This window comes from Candidatus Kurthia intestinigallinarum (assembly GCF_003991225.1).
GTDB classification, from domain to species: Bacteria; Bacillota; Bacilli; order Bacillales_A; family Planococcaceae; genus Kurthia; species Kurthia populi.
This window is the reverse complement of sequence record NZ_JTFC01000008.1, coordinates 109,871-127,163: the sequence shown is the minus strand read 5'-3', so window position 1 is coordinate 127,163 and position 17,293 is coordinate 109,871. Positions and strand designations below refer to the sequence as shown.

Below are 17,293 nucleotides of genomic sequence, written 5' to 3'. Positions count from 1 at the left end.
TCTCCCACCGAAAAGCATGTGATTCAAGTATTGCAATAGGTATCCTGGCTGTGCATCATCCTCGTTCACACCTTCCCTTTCAGTGGTTTTTGTGAAGTCGTCAGCATTACAGTAGCGGGGGCTGCATGAGCTTTGCACTCATTTCCCTATATGAATGAATACTTGATAGTTAAAGCATAGCATGATTACTCAAATTGTTGTAGATGAAATGCGAGTGATAATGCTAGATAATCGTTCCAATCATTTAAATTCATTTGCACAAGCTCTTCGATTTTCGTAAGACGATGATAGAGCGTATTTTGATGAATATGAAGCGCAGCTGCAGTTTTTGTAATAGAACGACTGTGATAGATATAGCTTCGCAGCGTCTCCTCTAGCTCACTAGCCTGTGCACGTGGCGTTTGAAGGGGGGCGAGTGTTTGCGTTAAAAACTGCGTAATCGCCTCTGGGTCCTGCTTCATAAACAATTGATTGACACCTAACTTTTCATAATATAGCACGCCAATTTGTTTACGCATTTGCATATAATGAAGCGTATTTTCCGCCTCTTCATACGTTTTAATAAAAAAGGTCACACAAAGGCGCAACGCTTGCTCCTGTCTATCAGTTGTTACTTTTTCGCAAAGTATATAGTGCTTCACTTATACAAATAAAAGTTCCCTATAGCTGGTATAACGTATAGCATCGGTTGCTTGGATCCCATTGCTGCTGCCAAATTCTAGTCGGGCAATGTTCGGTACGTTCATACGCGCCTTGATGAAAAATATAGCACTGTTGTGGCTTTCTCATGTCATATTGTCCCCCTTATATGCACAACATATAGTATTTATTCTAATTAAAACAAATTTTATTGGAAGATGTCACAATTTTTATTAGAAAATTCGATTTTTTTATCCAATGATTATTAAGAAAGATTTTTTTATGATAAAGGTACATCTTCTAAAGGTAGGTATTTCCAAATGAAAAAAGATAAGAGTAAGTGGATTCTCGCCGCATTGTTTTTTGCATGGATTGTGTCGTATGTTGACCGAACGGCTATTAGTTTAGCGCTTGTTAATATGGGTAAAGATTTACAACTTACAGAAACACAACTTGGTCTTGCGATTAGTGCCTTTTTTATCATTTCTTTGCAGAATACCCCTCCCTCAAGGAACGTAGTGAGTAGGGAGGGGATGAATGCGAACCCAATGATTCTGCCAGTACTAATTTGTTAAAAAGAACATCTGTTCTCGTTATACTATTCGAAAAAAGGAGGTGTCTGTCATATTGCCTTTACATTGCCAGGAAAGAAAAAAAACTATTACCTGTAAACGAACCACAACTTTAGGAAAAGAGGGATTTCCATGTCAAAACAACAATTATTCGACGCGATGACTGCTTCACAACACCAATTTGCGTCGATTGCAAAAGATATTTGGGACCATCCACAGCTTGGCTATAGTGAACGCTATGCCTCTACTTTACAACAGCAAACACTCAAAGAAGCTGGTTTTCGTGTCAGCGCAAATATTGGTGAGGTCGAAACGGCCTTTGTTGCTGAATGCAGTAGTGGCTCACCAATCATCGGAATTTTAGGCGAGTTTGATGCACTGCCTGGCTTATCACAAGCGGTATCTCCTACGCTCGAGCCGCTTGAAAAGGATGCGCCTGGCCATGGCTGTGGTCATAACTTACTTGGCACTGCGGGGCTTGAAGCGGTGATTGCACTTAAAAAGTATATGGAGGAGCATCATATCGAGGGGACACTCCGTTACTATGGCTGCTCAGCTGAGGAGCTCTTATCAGGGAAAACCTTTATGGCACGTGCCGGTGTCTTTGACGATTTAGACCTTGTTTACACATGGCATCCTGGTACATTTAATATGACAACGAATTTATCGATGCAGGCACTATCAAGTGTAGAGTTTTTCTTCCATGGACGAACAGCGCACGCAGCAGCCGCCCCTCATTTAGGTCGTAGCGCGCTTGATGCCGTAGAGCTAACAAATGTTGGCGCCAACTATTTGCGTGAGCATGTGCCAGATGGTTCGCGCATTCATTATCAAATTACAAATGGTGGCTTAGCACCAAATGTTGTCCCAGATAACGCCAGCGTACTGTACTTTCTACGTGGGAAAAATCGCGCGGAAGTAGATGATTTATTACGCCGCCTGCATTTAGTGGCAGAGGGTGCAGCAATGATGACGGAAACGACAGTGACCGCAGAAATTAAAGCGGGGTGCTATGATACGCTGCCAAATCTAACATTAAATGAAGTCATGTATGACAATGCACAGCTCTTACCAGACATTTCGTATACAGCGGAGGAACAAGCCTTTGCTAGAACATTACAACAAAATATTGATCCATCGGTTGTAGCAGGCTCTAAAGCATCGATGGCGCAGATGGGCTTTCAAGAAACGACCGATTTAGCACAAGGCTTCCAGCATATTCCCCAGATGTTCCGCATTCCAATGCCGGGCTCATCTGATATTGGCGATGTGTCTTGGATTACACCAATGGGCCAAATCATGACCACTTGTGCGCCGTCTGCTGTTCAGCTACATACGTGGCAGGCTACCGCATCGTTCGGCTCTAGCATCGGCATGAAGGGTATGCATTTAGCCGCACAAATTATGGCAGGTGCCGCACTTGATAGCTTCACAAATCCTGATATTATTCAAAAAGCACGTGAGGAATTTGACCGAAATCGTGCCGGTATTACGTATAAACCCGCTATTCCAGATGATGTCAAGCCGCCACAGCCCGTTGCATAATGAAAAAATGCGGCTTTATACATGTAAGACAGCTCCTATGAACATAAGAAAAACGCTAAAAAAGGAACATGACGTGTTTTGTCCCAACCTCTTTTAATGACGCAATTAATTTAACACAGGCTCTGCCACATTTTTTTCACTAGCTTGTTCTTTTGCTGTCACAAGTAAAATACCAGCGATAAGTCCAAAAATATTTGTAAATACGCCAATAACAATCATTGCGATACCCCAACCTTTTTGCGTAGGCTTTCCAATGGCTTTACGCGCAAAGATGTTTAACATAATAAAAATAATACCGGCAATAATTGGGAAGCCAGCTAGTACGACGCTAATGATTGCATCCCCAAATGATTGACCTTCAATAAATGAAATCACGATGTTTAGCACGATAATCGCCAAAACAATCAGTGCATTCCAAACAATAGAAGCGGTAATAAAGCCACGCGCCATTTTATAATGACCCTGCGCTGTGATTTGTTGAGAAGGATTTGCTGCTAATAAAATACCGGCAACTACCGCAAACCAGTTTGTAAAAATACCAGATACGATTAAATAAATCGCCCAGCCACCCTCTGTTGCGGTATTGATGCTTTTGTGTGCAAAAATAGATAACACAAGAATAGCGAGTAAATAAAGAATAATTGCAAAAAAGATTGCCCATACGAAAACGATGTAGCCTGTCTCACGTGATGGTTGATCTGCAAGTAGTATTGCTGTTAGAAATACCCCAGAGCTTGCCACCGTAATTAAAACAAGCGCATTCCAGACAATCGAAATCATGCTTAAAACTTTTGCTGCGTTCATAAAAAATAGGACTCCTTTATAAAAAAATTAATACATATACAATTTTACGCATTAAAATTACTTTTTTATATAGAAATATTATCCTTTTTTGGTTATTAAATTATAGTTATAAACACTTAAAAAGATACTAGAACAAACATCTAGCTCCATTTTATGATGTATTTCACCGGCTTTCTATTCCTTCACCTCTAATGGCTTTCCGTTTTGTTTCGTATGAATACACTTTTTTTCCATCAAAAAATACCTACAAATGTTTGAACTGACCCACGAAAGTGAGACAAAGAAAAAACAATATCTTTCAACTGAATTTGACGGACGCTTTCCTGGGGCATGGTGAAAGCCTCCTCGCTCGCAAGCTCACTGCGGGGTCTTCCACTCATGCTAAGGGCTAGGGCTCCCCTAGGAGTCGCCGTCAAATTCTTGTTAAACCCTCTTTTTCCGGTATGCAACTGGGGTTTAACTTTGCCAAAATTCGCGTATGATTATCATAGTTGATATATGCTTGAAGGGCATGCTCATGATAACGCCTTTTTTGATTGAGTGCTAATAATCAGGCAAAGTCATTTTAGATATGCCTTTCCAATAGCTGTATTGTTTTCCAAGAGGTTGTTGTAACCGATGCACATCTCCGTCTTTACACCATTTCATCCATTAATAAATTTGTGTGTTATTTTTAATCCCACATACCTCACCATTTCATTCACTGTCACATTTGCCAACTTCATCTTGAGTGGCTTTCATTTTTGTTTCGTATGAATACACTTGTTTTTCCATCAAAAAACACCTCCAAAGGTTTTATCCCCTTTGAAAGTGTCTTTTTCTTTTTATATTGTCTCGTTAGTTCATTTTTTTAGCTTTATATATTCTTAATACGAGCAATACAAGGACTGACAAAATTGAAAGCCAGGCGGCAATTGGCCAATACGGTGGTAAATACGTGAACTCGACCGTATGCTTGCCTTTTTCAAGTGGAATGCCAACAAATGCATAATTCACTTTTTCCACCGCTACTTTCTTACCGTCAACAGTTGCACGCCAACCTTTGCCATATGGAATAGAGGTTGCGAGCACATCACCATCTTGTGCCGTAACTTCCCCAAAGGCCTTGCCATCATCCCAAATCATCTGCGCTGTGTTTTTACGCTCAAGTGCTTTATCAAGTGTTTGATAATCTTCCCCGTAAATCGCTAAATCACCTAGTTGATAATGCCCTTTAGGCAGCGTGATGGTCACCGTTTTCGCTGCATTTACAGCGACTGTCACATCATTAAAACCTGTTCGATAAATCGAATTTGATTTTTTACGTGTTGTTTTATATTCATTCACTTGAAGTGTAAAGCCTGTTGGATGTTTAATTCCTTCAATATGCATTTGAACATATAGCGTTTTCATACGCTTTGGTGTATCTAATGTTAATTGAATGTGACCTGATTCTCCGTCGACAATCAATTCATTATTTAACCATGTAGCGCCTTCAACCTTCGTCTGCTTAATAGGTATCGTTGCGACTTCAGGTGCCGTAATCGTACCGGCTTCGCGAATAACACCTTTTAGCATCGCCTGCTCTTTTGCAAGTACCGGTGCTTTTTCAAGAGCCTGCTCATTATACGATTCATTTGTCACACGGAACACGGGTAATAAATCTGTGTTCTCGTATGCACGGTAATTCGTTGTTTGTTTTGCCAGCTCATAACCGTATGGCACAGATTCGTCGCTGCTAGGACGCATATAAAACTGCACTTGCTCAAGCGCCATTAAATTCGTACGATTACCAAGTGTGCCATAACGGCTGACACTTTCTCGCCCCATATCAATTTGTAAATCACGCAAATAAAAATGCAGTAAATCACCATTTAAAATACTTGAATAAACGCTCGTTCCTTTAAAATCCTGGACCATTGGCGTATTATTACGCGTTGGTACAAGCCAATCAATACGATTATCCGTTGATGTCAGTTGCTGTTGCATCCATTGTACAAGGTTTTCTTGTTCATGTGCGTGATACGCCTGTGAATAAATAAACGATTTTGTCGCTACCCCTTCACCACCATTTGCTAAATTGGCCGAGAAAATATTCGCCGCGATTAATACAACAATGACTATACTGACCGCTAGCCATTTAAATGCCCATTTACGATAGTAAAAGACGATGAAAAAGGCGAGCCATAGTAGTGAGATAATTATCAAGCCATTTGAAATAGCATGATCAGGTGATAACCATTTATATAAAAATAATGTCATAATTGATAAAATAGCCGCGATTAATGGCCAACGTTTGAAATGCCAATAGCTGGCACTATTTAGCGCAATCGCAAGCATCGCCCCGAAGCTCAAAATAATAATCGATTCCCAGCGCTGTTGAGGTGCTGAAAAGCCATTAAACATACTGCCTACATACGGAATAAAATGCGCTATAATACCGACAATGGACAACACCGCAAAGAAGCGGAATAAACGATGTTGATACAATTCCTTAACGAAAAATAGCACAAAAATAAAGACTGGAACCCATAGTACACGCGGATTCGTAAAAATATCATCGTTTATATCAAATAATTTAATCGCGTCTTTATATGGTGGTCTCACATTGCCAATAAAGCTATAGGCCGCTGGAATAAAGGCAAAGCTTGCAATGCCCGCTGCTAACACACCGCCTCCGATATAACGCCATAGTTGTTTCTTCACTGGCTGCTCATTTTCTGTAAAGTGGTAGAACATCCTCGCAATCGCATAAATTGCCCCAATTAATAATGTCATATACGATAAATAAAAATTACTAATCATAACAAGTGCGACTGCTAAAATAAAGAGCAGTGAAGATTCCTTGCGAATTATTTTTTCGATACCGAGTAACATAAGTGGAACCCAAAATAGCGAATCCGTTAAAATATCCCAATACACCTCATGACGGAAAAAGAACGGACTTAGCGCATAAACAGCCGCTCCGACATACGCACCACGTGGCATATTCGTTACTTTACGTAAAAATAAATATGCCACATAAAAAACCGCTGTTTGTTTGACAATGCTCATCGGTATAACAAGCGCTGCCCAGTATTCAAAATTTGGCGTGAAACCGATTAACATACTCGCAAGCCACGTCAAGAGTACCCATGGTAAGAAAAATAAATTCGTTGTGAAATAATAAGCAATGGAGCTAAAAAAGCCGCCTCCTAATCCGAAATCAGCCGCATAGAAAAAATCACCCGCTACATACTTATCATAAATAAACTGCTTAAACGGCAACATTTGTGAAAGACCATCATTAATGCCTTTCATCACAAATCCTTGCTGCCACATAATAATGAAAAATAAATGGGCTATGATAGAAAAAGCCATCATACTAAATAGCATGATGACTAAAGATGCCTTACGTTTTTGAAACACGAATGATCCTCCTCGTTACAACAAAAGTAATAGGCACACTAATGATTACTGTTGCAATCGGTGCAAAATAAGGTGATAAATGGAGCCAGTCTACAAACACGTACATACAAATTGTTTGAATGGCAATATTCGTAAGTTGCGTCAATGGGAATAATAAAAAAGATTTCCACGACGGTTTTTCTCTATACGTAAAATAAACGTTCATAAAATATGAACCAATCATACTAATAATTGTTGCCACAATATGACTTACCAAATAAGGCAAGCCTACAACCGAATAAAACAGCACATACCACGCATAGTAATGTGCTGTATTCAGAACGCCAACAACAATAAATTTAATATATTCATTTTTTGTATTCATTATTAGCTACTCTTTTTCTGTTTTAATTTTAATTTTTTCGGCTCAAATTTCACAATTTTTAATGAACGATCTACATTTGCTTCCCCGACAATATAGTGTGGGCGACGTTTTACCTCATTATAAATATGACCGATGTATTCACCGATAACACCTAGACTAACAAGCTGTAGACCACCTAAAATTAGTACCGCCGAAATTGTGGTAAAGTAGCCTGGAACTTCAATCCCTTGAATGAAAATACTTCCTAGCATTGCTGCAATATACAGGCTACCACCAAACATAAAGAGTAAACCTAAATAAAGACAAATGCGGAGCGGTTTTGTATTAAACGACAGGACGCCATCAATGGCATAAGACAATAGCATACCAAATGACCATTTTGTTTCGCCATGTTGACGTTCAACATTTTCATAATAAATATTTTTCTTCGATAAGCCAATCCATTCGAAGAGACCTTTTGAGAAACGATTATTTTCACTTAATGACAACAATGCATTCACAGCTTTACGACTTAATAATCGGAAATCTCCTGCTCCGTTTTCAAGCTCTACTGAACTCATTTTATTAATTAAGTGATAAAATAAATTGGTAATGCCTCGGTGAACCGCACTTTCACCTTGGCGGTCGCGACATGCAACTACTTGATGATAGCCTGCCTCGTAACCTGAAATCATATCACGCATAAGAGACGGTGGATGCTGAAGATCACTATCCATCAGTAGTACCGCATCCCCTTCTGCATGTTGTAGCCCTGCATAAATTGCCGCTTCTTTCCCAAAGTTACGTGAGAAAGAAATATATTTCACATGGCAATCTTGTTGTTGCAATGCTTTGATTTTTTCTAACGTGTTATCCTCACTTCCGTCATCAATATAAATGATTTCGTAATCGTACGGCATTTGCTGTACTTCTTTGTAGATCGCTTCGTAAATTTTCGGCACATTTTCCTCTTCATTAAATGCCGGTAAAATAAACGAAATCGTTGACATGATAATATCCCCCTTTAATAAGAATCTACTAATACCTTTGCCTAAAAAGCTAATTATTAAACTTTACTTAAAAAGTCATATGGCAAATATACTAAAACTAATACACATGGATACTTTTCCATGTAAATCTTCTGCTGTCCAAGCAGTTACATATGTATGTAAATTCCCCTCCAATTCCTATCTTTCCCATATATCACGTTTTAAACAAAAAAAAGTTCCCTCTTTTACCGAGGAAACGTTAATTTTTTGCTAATTAATTGTAAATTTTGCAAATTTGTCTTACCTCCCTTCGATAAAGGGGTTCGATACGCTAACACAAAGTCTTTTTTATCCGCACTAACGATGCCTGTTTTTTCACATTTATAGCCACCTTTGACACGTGCCTGCCTAAAGAGGTCAGCGACAATACGACGGTAGAGTGCAGGTTGTTCCTTACGCCAAACTTTCAATGATACATCTTCTAAACGATGAGGCGCTAGCTCGATACGCAGTAGCTCCCCATCTACACAATGGCGAAAGTAATATTCATTATAATTGAAATAAATTTGCGTAAACTTATGCTCATGCCAGTAGTGCTGTAAAAAATCCGCTTTCTTTTTTGGTCCCATATCTTGTGACAAAATATTGGTCGCAAGTGCCGTTAAATCGACCTCTTGACGCTCTGTAAAATAAAATAACGGCGGGAACTGCTTCGTTTGAATATAACGACGAATAATAGCAACTAAATCGTGGCGTTCAATCGTAGGCGCCTGGTAATTTCCCGTAAAGCAGCGCACTTCTAGCTCACGTGCAATGGCACGTAGCACCCGTTCCTCTGGATAATCAGTTAATGGATAAGCCGCACAAACAAGTGACAATTCTTTTCGCATTTGATGAAAGCCTTCTTTTAAATGGTCATATACTAAAATTTCTACCTGTACCTCAGCATCTGGCAGCAAATAGGAAAATGCTAGCATCCCAATCGGCACACTTTCTGAAAACGTCACATGCGTCATCCGGGAAGCATCAAAGGATTTGGCTAATTCAGCTGTAATTTTTTCAATTAACGGTGCCGAAATCATCCTTGTTGTAGCAACACGATTGTGTGCCATTGCCTCATTTAGACGGTCCGGTCCTTCAACTAAACGCTGCGAGTTTGCCCAGGTGATATGCTCCATCCAATCATCTACAAAGCTCACAATATAGGCCTGCTGTGTACCACCTGCTGCTTTTCCACGCAGCGCACGCCCAATCATTTGTGTCATTAAAATACTTGATGTGGTAGGACGCGCGAGGAAAACCGTCTGTACATCTGGAAAATCAGCTCCCTCCGTCAAGATATTCACATTGATTAAAACATCGAGCTCTCCTGCTCGAAATGCATTAATGACAGCTGCGTTTTTCTGTGCCTGCTGTGAAATGACGACACCACATTTAACGCCTTGCTGCTGCATTAACGTATGAAGTGTCAGCGCATGTGCCTGATTAATGGCAAAAATAATCGTTTTACGATATTTTTTAGCGTTACGTACATATTCACTCACAATCAAATGGTTTCGCCTTTGATTTTTAACGAGCTGTGTAACAATTTGATCAGGTAATGTGTCAAAGCGCTCAATTACTTGCTTTTGCACTGTTGTCATTTCCTTGCCTACTGTTACATCCGTCTTCAAATCTAAGAAAATGGGTTCTGCTAGCATACCGGCTGCAATCAATGTTTTCAAATCTCGTTTAAATATAATATCATGCGTAAAAAGCCTTTTGAGCGCGCCCTTTTCCTCTTCATCTGTCCGAAATGGCGTCGCCGTCAAACCCAGTACTTGCATCGTCGTAGCAGCCTTCCGTACTTGCTCAATAACTTGTTGATACGTCGTTGCCACCGCGTGATGTGCCTCATCCACGATGACAATCACATCCTGCTCCTGTGCCCAACGAGCCAGGTTCTCCGGATGTGCTACTAAGCTATCCTTACTTGCAATGACGAGTTGCTCAGTCGAAAGTGTTTTACTATGCGCATGCTTACCTGAAATGATGCGATAAGATATAGCCGGTAAATCACTAGGCTGAAACTGTGCCGCTGTTACGATCGCGTGATAGGCCTGCTCTAAAAGCTCATGTCGATGCGCGAGCCATAGCACCTGCTTCCCTTTTAATAAATGTGGTAGCACCCATTCCACCGCGGTCGTTGTTTTGCCGCCACCTGTTGGCAACACTAATAACCCTCGCATCTGTGTGTATTTACGATAGGCCTCATTAATCGTTTTAATAGCCTCCAACTGATAGGCATAGAGTGGATACTCTCGGAAACGCCCTCCGCAAGTAATGCGCTGTAAAGTAGCAGGTTGTTTCGTTGGTGTTGTCGCTAACTGCCAGATTAAGGTCCCATCTGGGTCAATCTCTTTCCAGCTATGAATCCCTTTTTCAAATACAAATACGAGTCCCTGTTTTTCCACTTCCTTTGCTACGTCATCAATCAGTCGCTGTGACCGCGCTTTGTAGCCAAGCTTTCGTAAAAAAGTACGACAATTAAGCTGCGCCTGCTTGCGCTGTGTTTTTTCTACGCGCTCTTTTATTTCGAAAATAACTTCTTGTATCGTTTTCTTTTGCACATTACTATTCCTTTCCGAATGTTTGTTCCCTTATTATAACAAACTTTTATCACAAAAAAGAAACGAAGATAGCTAGAAAGGAACTAATCAATCTTCCAATGAACGCCTTTTTAGATTATTTCTAATATGCAATGCGTATTTCTAGTCAATTCCACGCAAAAAAGGAACCATGCCAAAGCACGGTTCCTCCTTACTTATACGCTTCTATTTCGAATATAACTTATTTTAGCCTACTGTTTGTTTCATTCATTAAAGCGGACGGTCTTTATCTGTCGGATCAAGCGAATTCGTTGTATCTGTAATATCTGCTTCTTCACGACGCACTGTTTCAGAAACGCGCTCTGTATCCATTGCTTTTCGTTTACCGACCACGATTTCTTCTGTTACAACATCTTTTTTCGTTACTTCGATTTGTTCTTCAGAAACAGGGATATGGATTTTACCATCATTTTCATACGGTTCTGTTCCGTTATTAAATGCTGTATCAGTGTCTACCGATGCTGTGCCATCTACTGGGCGTCGCTCGATATACACTTCTTCTCGTTCTACTGGCACTTCAATTACTTTTTCCTCTTCTACAACATGCTTATCAACTTGCACTTCACCCGTTTGCACACGATTCTTTTCAATTTCAAGCTGTTCCTCGTGAAGACGTAAACGCGCTTCCTCATCATCCGTATGATTTAGCGTATCATCAATCGTTGCATCATGATGTGCCGTTTCATTTAATGCCGTATTGTGCGTTGTATCATCAAATGCGTTATTCGTATTATAAGCTGTGTCATTTAATGTTGCATCATTCGTCGGGTCTAAGGTAGGCTCTTTTTCTGTATAATTAGTTGAAGCTGCACCTGTTACCGTACCTGTTGTCGTGTCATAACCTGTAGAATTTTCTGCAAAATATGTGCCGTAGCCCTTATCTTTATCAACGTATAAGAATAGTTTACCGGCTTCTAAATCGCCATAATAACGATCACGGTCCTCTTCAGGAATTCCCATTTGCGTAAAGTGCTGATTACGCACAGAATCTTCACCCATCATAAAGGCTTTAAAGCGATCCCACCATGAGCCCTCCTCAGCATGCTCATTATGAACATCTGCCGAACCATGATACATTGATAGCTCGTCATTACGTTTAGAAACGATATACATATCCTCTTCGCTATAACCTTGTTCACAAAGGCGATCCATTTCGTTCTGTAATTCTACTTCCGTATCATAAATTCCGTACAATTTACTATTGTTTGTATCCATTTCGCATTCCTCCTGTTTATGTTAAAGCATATTTTTGTTGAAATTTTATTACTTATCACTACTTATTACCTTGTTATTTCAACAATAAACACAAGATTATATTTTTTAGAGCTTAATCTCTTTAGAAATTGCTGCGCATAAGGATTTTAGAAATTTTAAAAAAATCTATTTTATGATATAAATCCATTGAATAACTCATTAAATTACGTTTTTTTATAAAAAAAATGCTTTTTTCTTTTTTAACTTGCCCTTTCATCAAAGTTAGTAATTTTTTGCGCACTATTTTGTAGTTCAACTTGTCATATCGGCTCTAATTGTTGCATAGTGCACATGCTATTCATTAAAATTAACTCTAATACGAACTGTATTAATTCCTTCTAAGAAAGTTCGAGGTAGTCACTATGAATTTTGTTCTTGCACTTGGCGTCTTTCTCATTATTATGCTATCCCTCGCCTATTACATTTATGTGTTGATTCGACGAGCACTCCATGTGTTTTTTCCGCAAAAGAAAACAAAACGAATTCGCATCATTAGTATTGTTTTAGCGGTGATTGTTATGGCACCAACGTTAAATTTCTTTAGCTCATGGCTTATTATTGTGCTTCATATCGCGGCATTAGCAATTGTTTGCGATATTCTTTACCTCCTAACACGCAAATGGTTACCTAAAAAACTTGCAAAGTTGCATCACATTACACTTATTCCATTAATTGCGACAGCTTGTCTAATGGTCTATGGCTATTACAATATTCATCACCCAATCAAAACAACCTATACCGTTGAAACAGAAAAAGCGATTCCGGCAAGTGGTTATAAAATCGCTTTTATTTCGGACTTGCATACCGGTCTGACGTTAGATCGTAATGGTCTTAAAAAATATGCACGTGAAATCGAACAACAGAAGCCAGATATTGTACTACTTGGCGGAGATTTGGTCGATGAACGTACAACACTTGATGAACTTCAGATGGCATTTGAGGTGCTCGGTACGATTGACAGTCGATTCGGTACCTATTATGTATATGGTAATCATGATGAGTCCAACTATTCGAACAACAAAAACTATTCAAAGCAGCAGCTAGATGATGCCATCACAAAAAATAACATTAAAATTTTAGATGATGCTATCAAGACAGTTGATGATCAGTTCACATTAATCGGTCGCCGCGATTTGTCACTAGCTCCACGAAAAACAGCCGCACAATTAATGAAAAAAACCGATGCGGATGATTTTTTATTACTGATGGACCATCAACCCGTTGAAACAAAAGAAAATAATGCCCTAGCTGTCGATTTAATGATGTCTGGTCACACACATGGTGGGCAAATTTGGCCGGCTGGATATGTGATTGAATTAATGGGACAGGTCAGCTACGGTAAAAAGGATTGGTCTCATATGCAGCAAATTGTCTCGTCAGGTATCGCCGGCTGGGGCTACCCAATCCGTACAGAGCATCATTCAGAATATGTGATCGTAAACGTTAAGCCAAAATAAAAAGCGCATCGTCGCTAACTTCTCATTCAACCACCTTTTTCAGTCTACACTTCAAGAAAGGTGGTTTTATTTTGCCATCAGAAAAACGTGGCTGGGACAAAACACGTCATGTTCCTTTTTTAGCGTTCGCAACGAAAAACCGGAACCGTGCTACAGCGCAGTTCCGGTTTTTCTATGTCATACGTAAATTCTCAAACCAGCGAATATACACAAGATTACTAACGATACCCATCGCATCAATATCGTATACATTCACACGAAAATCAAGCACTGCCACTAATATTTTTTTCATACTTTACCCCCTGTTATAACGTGTCATTGACCAGTAGCCAATATCTTCAAACCCTAGGCGCTTATAAATGCGTCCCGCTTCTGGGTTATCATAAAACAAACATAATGTACGACCTGTTTTAAACATATCGCTACATAACTTCTCCATACAGATTGTTGCATAGCCTTTACGCTTATACGGGGGATTCGTTCCTACGCTGACAATCATCGCCGACTGTGAATTTTCCGCAGTTGTTGAAGCGGAGGCAACCATCACATCTTCATCATTACGCAAAATGTATGTACGACCGGTATTGTTTTTTGCTTCGCGCTTTCGTACCTCAATTGAAAATGCGCCATGCACAAATTCAGGTATCGACTTGAGCATATCAATATTTTCCTCGTATTCATGCGGCTGTAATGTCGTTACATTCGAATAATCACGCTGCTCCGTATCATAAGCTAGTTTTTCACATTTAGCGTAATATAATGTGCTGTCACGATACGTTTTGAACTGAAATTTTTCTTTAAGTGGTGCTACAACTTCTAACAGACCTGATAGCTCAAAGTCGCCATCATGCTGTAAAATAATGTCCGCAAAGCCATCCACATCATAAAAATCACGTTTGCTATATGGAATAAAGTTGCGGTCATAGCGCAGTAATATCGCGATTAGCGTATCTTCTTCAAATTGGCCCCATAGCTGCTGAATTTCTGCATCATAGCCATACGCCTCAATGTCACCAATAATAAACAAATTCTCAGCTGGCTTATCGCTAACGAGTGCCATGACATGCTCATGGTCTGCCTGTGTTAATAGTCGAATCATCGAATCACCCCTTTTATAATTTGGATAATTATAACAAATACTATTGAACTACCCCCACTTAGCCGTTCTTCGAACGTTGCTTGAAGTGAGAGATTCCTACGAACAGTGCTTGCTTGTTTCCAGTTGCTCGAAACAGCGGCTTCACTTTTTTTAGTAGGCTATCCCCGTAGTTCCTACGGTTGTTGCTTTAAAAGTCTTAACCCTTCGATTAAGATATTCTTACTTGCATTAATATCTCGGTCTAGTATCGTACCACAAGCTGAGCAAGTCCACACACGAATAGCTAATGGTTTCTTGCCATCTCGATGACCGCAAGTATGACAAATTTGGCTCGATGGGAAAAATCTGTCGATTTCAACAATTTTTCTACCGAACCATTTCGCCTTATACATCAGTTTTTGCACAAAAGAGGACCAGGAAACATCACTAATCGCTTTCGCTAACTTATGATTTTTCAACATGCCTTTGGTATTTAAGTTTTCGATGCAGATGACATCATATTGACGAATCAATGCCGTTGATAGCTTGTTTAAAAAATCTTCACGTTGAAACGCGACACGCTCACGCAAACGAGCCACTCTACGACGTTGCTTTTGGTAGTTCATGCACTCACGTAGGTTACGACCCTCTTTTTTTGCTTGCTCATAGCGACGGGATAATTTGCGTTGCTCACGTTTTAACTTCTGCTCCATTTTGGCTGTAAAGCGTTGGTTATCCACTCTACGTCCATTAGACAGAATCGCAAAATCGGTGATACCTAAATCAATTCCTACAGCTTCCTTTGTTTGAGGCAATGGCTTAAAGTCTGGTACTTCGCATTGGACAGACACGTAAAACGTACCACTCGCATTGTATTTAATGGTTGCGCGCATAATGCGACCTTCAATATTACGCGACTTCGCAAATTTTACGAGTCCTAGTTTTGGTAGCTTCATTTGATTACCGATAATCGCAATATTGTTATTCGTATTCTTCGTAGTATAACTTTGAACTGGATTCTTTTTACTTTTAAAGCGAGGATAGTTATTTTGCTTTTGAAAGAAACGTTGAAAAGCGTCGATTAAATTTTCATAAGAGGCTTGTAATGCCACACTATCTACGTTGCGTAGCCATGCCGTATCATCTTGTTTCTTCATTTTCGTGAGCATTTTGGACATAATGGAACGATTCAACCCTTTTCCTTCTTCTTTATAAGAAGTATTCCATAACTCAAGAAAATGGTTGTAAACAAAACGACAATGCCCATGGGTTTGATGTATGAACGCTTGTTGGTCTTTATTTGGGTAGATACGGAATTTATACGCTTGATGTGGCATGATAGACACCTCCTTTTTTTGAATAGTATAACGGGAACAGATGTTCTTTTCAACAAATTAGTACTGGCAGAATAATTGGGTTCGCATTCATCTCCTCCCTCCTCACTACGTTCCTTGAGGGAGGGGTATTCTGCGAAGAAATGATAAAAAAGCAAATTGTTTACGTGTAAACATGTATATTTTTAAACAAAAAAGAACTACGCCTAAACGTAGCTCCTCTAGTTTAACAATTTATTTTACTGTTTCAGCTTCTAATACTTCAATTGCCGCTGTCACTTGTTCTTGTGAAAGATTGTGACGCACGATGTAGCGGTTACGTTCATGCTTCGTACATTCGATTGTACAGCCGCCTAAATGCTTCGCTTCATTTTCTTCAGATGCTAAAATTTGTTTATTACATTCTGGGTTTGCACAGTTAATATAACGTTCGCAAGGCTCACCATCAAAATGGTCACGACCGACTACCACATGCTCAACTTGGTTGATTGGCACTGTTAAACGTTCATCAAAGACATACATTTGGCCATCCCAAAGTTGGCCTTTTGTTTTTTCATCTTTACCGTATGTGGCAACGCCGCCATGTAATTGACCAACATCACCAAATCCTTCACGCTTCATCCAGCCTGAGAATTTTTCACAGCGGATACCGCCTGTGCAGTATGTTAAAACATTTTTTCCTTCAAATAAATGACGATTTTCGCGGACCCACTCTGGTGTGTCACGGAATGTTTCGACATCTGGACGAATCGCGCCACGGAAGTGACCGACATCATATTCATATGTGTTACGAACGTCAAGTACAACTGTGTCTTCTTTTTGCATTTCTGCTAAGAAGTCTTCTGGTGATAAATGACGACCTGTTAGTTCAAGCGGATTTACATCTTCACCTAAGCCTAAGTTAACAAGCTCTGGACGAGGACGTACGTGCATTTTTTTGAATGCATGGCCTTCTGCTTCATCAATTTTGAAAACGATACCGTTAAATACAGGATCTGCTTTCATCATTTCCATATATGCATTTGTTTGCTCAACCGTACCAGAAACTGTACCGTTGATACCTTCATTTGCTACTAGGATACGACCCTTCAAGCCAATTTCTTTACAAGCAGCTAAATGCTCTTTAGAGAATAACTCTGGGTTCTCAATTGTTGTATAATGATAATACAATAAAACACGATAATTCATAATTTCTTCTTCCACCTATCTCATATTTGCAGGATACATTTAGGTATTAAATCCA

14 protein-coding genes, 1 pseudogene and 1 riboswitch are annotated in these 17,293 nt (G+C 39.7%); of the genes and pseudogenes, 3 read left to right on the top strand and 12 right to left on the bottom strand.

From position 1 onward, the window contains the following. Positions 1-16: 16 nt before the first annotated feature. A riboswitch (cobalamin riboswitch) is annotated at positions 17-174 on the bottom strand. Between the two features lie 11 nt (positions 175-185). Then, the gene (locus QI30_RS02650; protein ID WP_158620940.1) at positions 186-641 is read right to left on the bottom strand and encodes a PucR family transcriptional regulator; all 456 of its coding nucleotides are present in this window, start codon (positions 639-641) and stop codon (positions 186-188) included. 19 nt (positions 642-660) lie between these two features. After that, positions 661-789 (bottom strand): hypothetical protein, encoded by a 129-nt coding sequence (locus QI30_RS21065; protein WP_255411548.1) that lies wholly within the window; start codon positions 787-789, stop codon positions 661-663. A 170-nt stretch (positions 790-959) separates the two neighbouring features. Between QI30_RS21065 and QI30_RS02645 the strand changes: the two genes are divergently transcribed. Together QI30_RS02645 and QI30_RS02640 are read left to right on the top strand one after the other, a co-directional pair. Then, positions 960-1,214, top strand: coding sequence for a hypothetical protein (locus QI30_RS02645; protein WP_126989397.1), 255 nt, complete (start codon positions 960-962; stop codon positions 1,212-1,214). Between the two features lie 129 nt (positions 1,215-1,343). Next, positions 1,344-2,756 carry an amidohydrolase gene (locus QI30_RS02640; RefSeq protein ID WP_126989396.1) on the top strand — a complete coding sequence of 471 codons (1,413 nt, stop codon included), beginning with the start codon at positions 1,344-1,346 and terminating at the stop codon, positions 2,754-2,756. Between the two features lie 105 nt (positions 2,757-2,861). Here the strand turns inward: QI30_RS02640 and QI30_RS02635 are convergent, their stop codons facing one another. The 6 genes from QI30_RS02635 to QI30_RS02610 all read right to left on the bottom strand — a co-directional run bounded on the left by QI30_RS02635 (position 2,862) and on the right by QI30_RS02610 (position 12,142). Then, positions 2,862-3,560 carry a hypothetical protein gene (locus tag QI30_RS02635; RefSeq protein ID WP_126989395.1) on the bottom strand — a complete coding sequence of 233 codons (699 nt, stop codon included), beginning with the start codon at positions 3,558-3,560 and terminating at the stop codon, positions 2,862-2,864. 837 nt (positions 3,561-4,397) lie between these two features. Then, positions 4,398-6,947: a YfhO family protein gene (locus QI30_RS02630; protein ID WP_126989394.1), complete on the bottom strand. Its 2,550-nt coding sequence runs from the start codon at positions 6,945-6,947 to the stop codon at positions 4,398-4,400. Further along, complete coding sequence (locus QI30_RS02625; RefSeq protein ID WP_126989393.1) at positions 6,931-7,311, bottom strand: GtrA family protein; 381 nt, start codon at positions 7,309-7,311, stop codon at positions 6,931-6,933. The genes QI30_RS02630 and QI30_RS02625 overlap by 17 nt, the downstream gene beginning before the upstream one ends. 2 nt (positions 7,312-7,313) lie before the next feature. Continuing rightward, positions 7,314-8,300, bottom strand: a complete 987-nt coding sequence (locus QI30_RS02620; RefSeq protein WP_126989392.1) for a glycosyltransferase family 2 protein — start codon at positions 8,298-8,300, stop codon at positions 7,314-7,316. A gap of 224 nt (positions 8,301-8,524) precedes the next feature. Further along, positions 8,525-10,888, bottom strand: coding sequence for a DEAD/DEAH box helicase (locus tag QI30_RS02615; RefSeq protein ID WP_126989391.1), 2,364 nt, complete (start codon positions 10,886-10,888; stop codon positions 8,525-8,527). A 249-nt stretch (positions 10,889-11,137) separates the two neighbouring features. Continuing rightward, positions 11,138-12,142: a DUF2382 domain-containing protein gene (locus QI30_RS02610; RefSeq protein ID WP_126989390.1), complete on the bottom strand. Its 1,005-nt coding sequence runs from the start codon at positions 12,140-12,142 to the stop codon at positions 11,138-11,140. A 401-nt stretch (positions 12,143-12,543) separates the two neighbouring features. Between QI30_RS02610 and QI30_RS02605 the strand changes: the two genes are divergently transcribed. Continuing rightward, positions 12,544-13,638: a metallophosphoesterase gene (locus QI30_RS02605; RefSeq protein WP_126989389.1), complete on the top strand. Its 1,095-nt coding sequence runs from the start codon at positions 12,544-12,546 to the stop codon at positions 13,636-13,638. 181 nt (positions 13,639-13,819) lie between these two features. On the opposite strand, the pseudogene QI30_RS02600 reads toward QI30_RS02605, so the two are convergent. From QI30_RS02600 to QI30_RS02585, 4 genes and pseudogenes are all read right to left on the bottom strand, one after another. Next, positions 13,820-13,930: pseudogene (locus tag QI30_RS02600) on the bottom strand (acyl-CoA thioesterase); the annotation flags it as partial. Between the two features lie 3 nt (positions 13,931-13,933). Beyond that, positions 13,934-14,737 carry a GNAT family N-acetyltransferase gene (locus QI30_RS02595; protein WP_126989388.1) on the bottom strand — a complete coding sequence of 268 codons (804 nt, stop codon included), beginning with the start codon at positions 14,735-14,737 and terminating at the stop codon, positions 13,934-13,936. Positions 14,738-14,910: 173 nt separating this feature from the next. Beyond that, positions 14,911-16,056: an IS200/IS605 family element RNA-guided endonuclease TnpB gene (gene tnpB, locus QI30_RS02590; protein ID WP_126989461.1), complete on the bottom strand. Its 1,146-nt coding sequence runs from the start codon at positions 16,054-16,056 to the stop codon at positions 14,911-14,913. Between the two features lie 228 nt (positions 16,057-16,284). Beyond that, entirely contained in the window at positions 16,285-17,238 is a 954-nt protein-coding gene (locus QI30_RS02585; RefSeq protein WP_126989387.1) for a rhodanese-related sulfurtransferase, read from the bottom strand. Positions 17,239-17,293 lie beyond the last annotated feature (55 nt).

Excerpts from the sequence above, each read along its gene's own strand:
- QI30_RS21065 (WP_255411548.1), bottom strand. The coding sequence starts at position 789 with ATGAGAAAGCCACAACAGTGCTATATTTTTCATCAAGGCGCGTATGAA.
- QI30_RS02645 (WP_126989397.1), top strand. The coding sequence starts at position 960 with ATGAAAAAAGATAAGAGTAAGTGGATTCTCGCCGCATTGTTTTTTGCA.
- QI30_RS02640 (WP_126989396.1), top strand. The coding sequence starts at position 1,344 with ATGTCAAAACAACAATTATTCGACGCGATGACTGCTTCACAACACCAA.
- QI30_RS02635 (WP_126989395.1), bottom strand. The coding sequence starts at position 3,560 with ATGAACGCAGCAAAAGTTTTAAGCATGATTTCGATTGTCTGGAATGCG.
- QI30_RS02625 (WP_126989393.1), bottom strand. The coding sequence starts at position 7,311 with ATGAATACAAAAAATGAATATATTAAATTTATTGTTGTTGGCGTTCTG.
- QI30_RS02620 (WP_126989392.1), bottom strand. The coding sequence starts at position 8,300 with ATGTCAACGATTTCGTTTATTTTACCGGCATTTAATGAAGAGGAAAAT.
- QI30_RS02610 (WP_126989390.1), bottom strand. The coding sequence starts at position 12,142 with ATGGATACAAACAATAGTAAATTGTACGGAATTTATGATACGGAAGTA.
- QI30_RS02605 (WP_126989389.1), top strand. The coding sequence starts at position 12,544 with ATGAATTTTGTTCTTGCACTTGGCGTCTTTCTCATTATTATGCTATCC.
- QI30_RS02595 (WP_126989388.1), bottom strand. The coding sequence starts at position 14,737 with ATGATTCGACTATTAACACAGGCAGACCATGAGCATGTCATGGCACTC.
- QI30_RS02585 (WP_126989387.1), bottom strand. The coding sequence starts at position 17,238 with ATGAATTATCGTGTTTTATTGTATTATCATTATACAACAATTGAGAAC.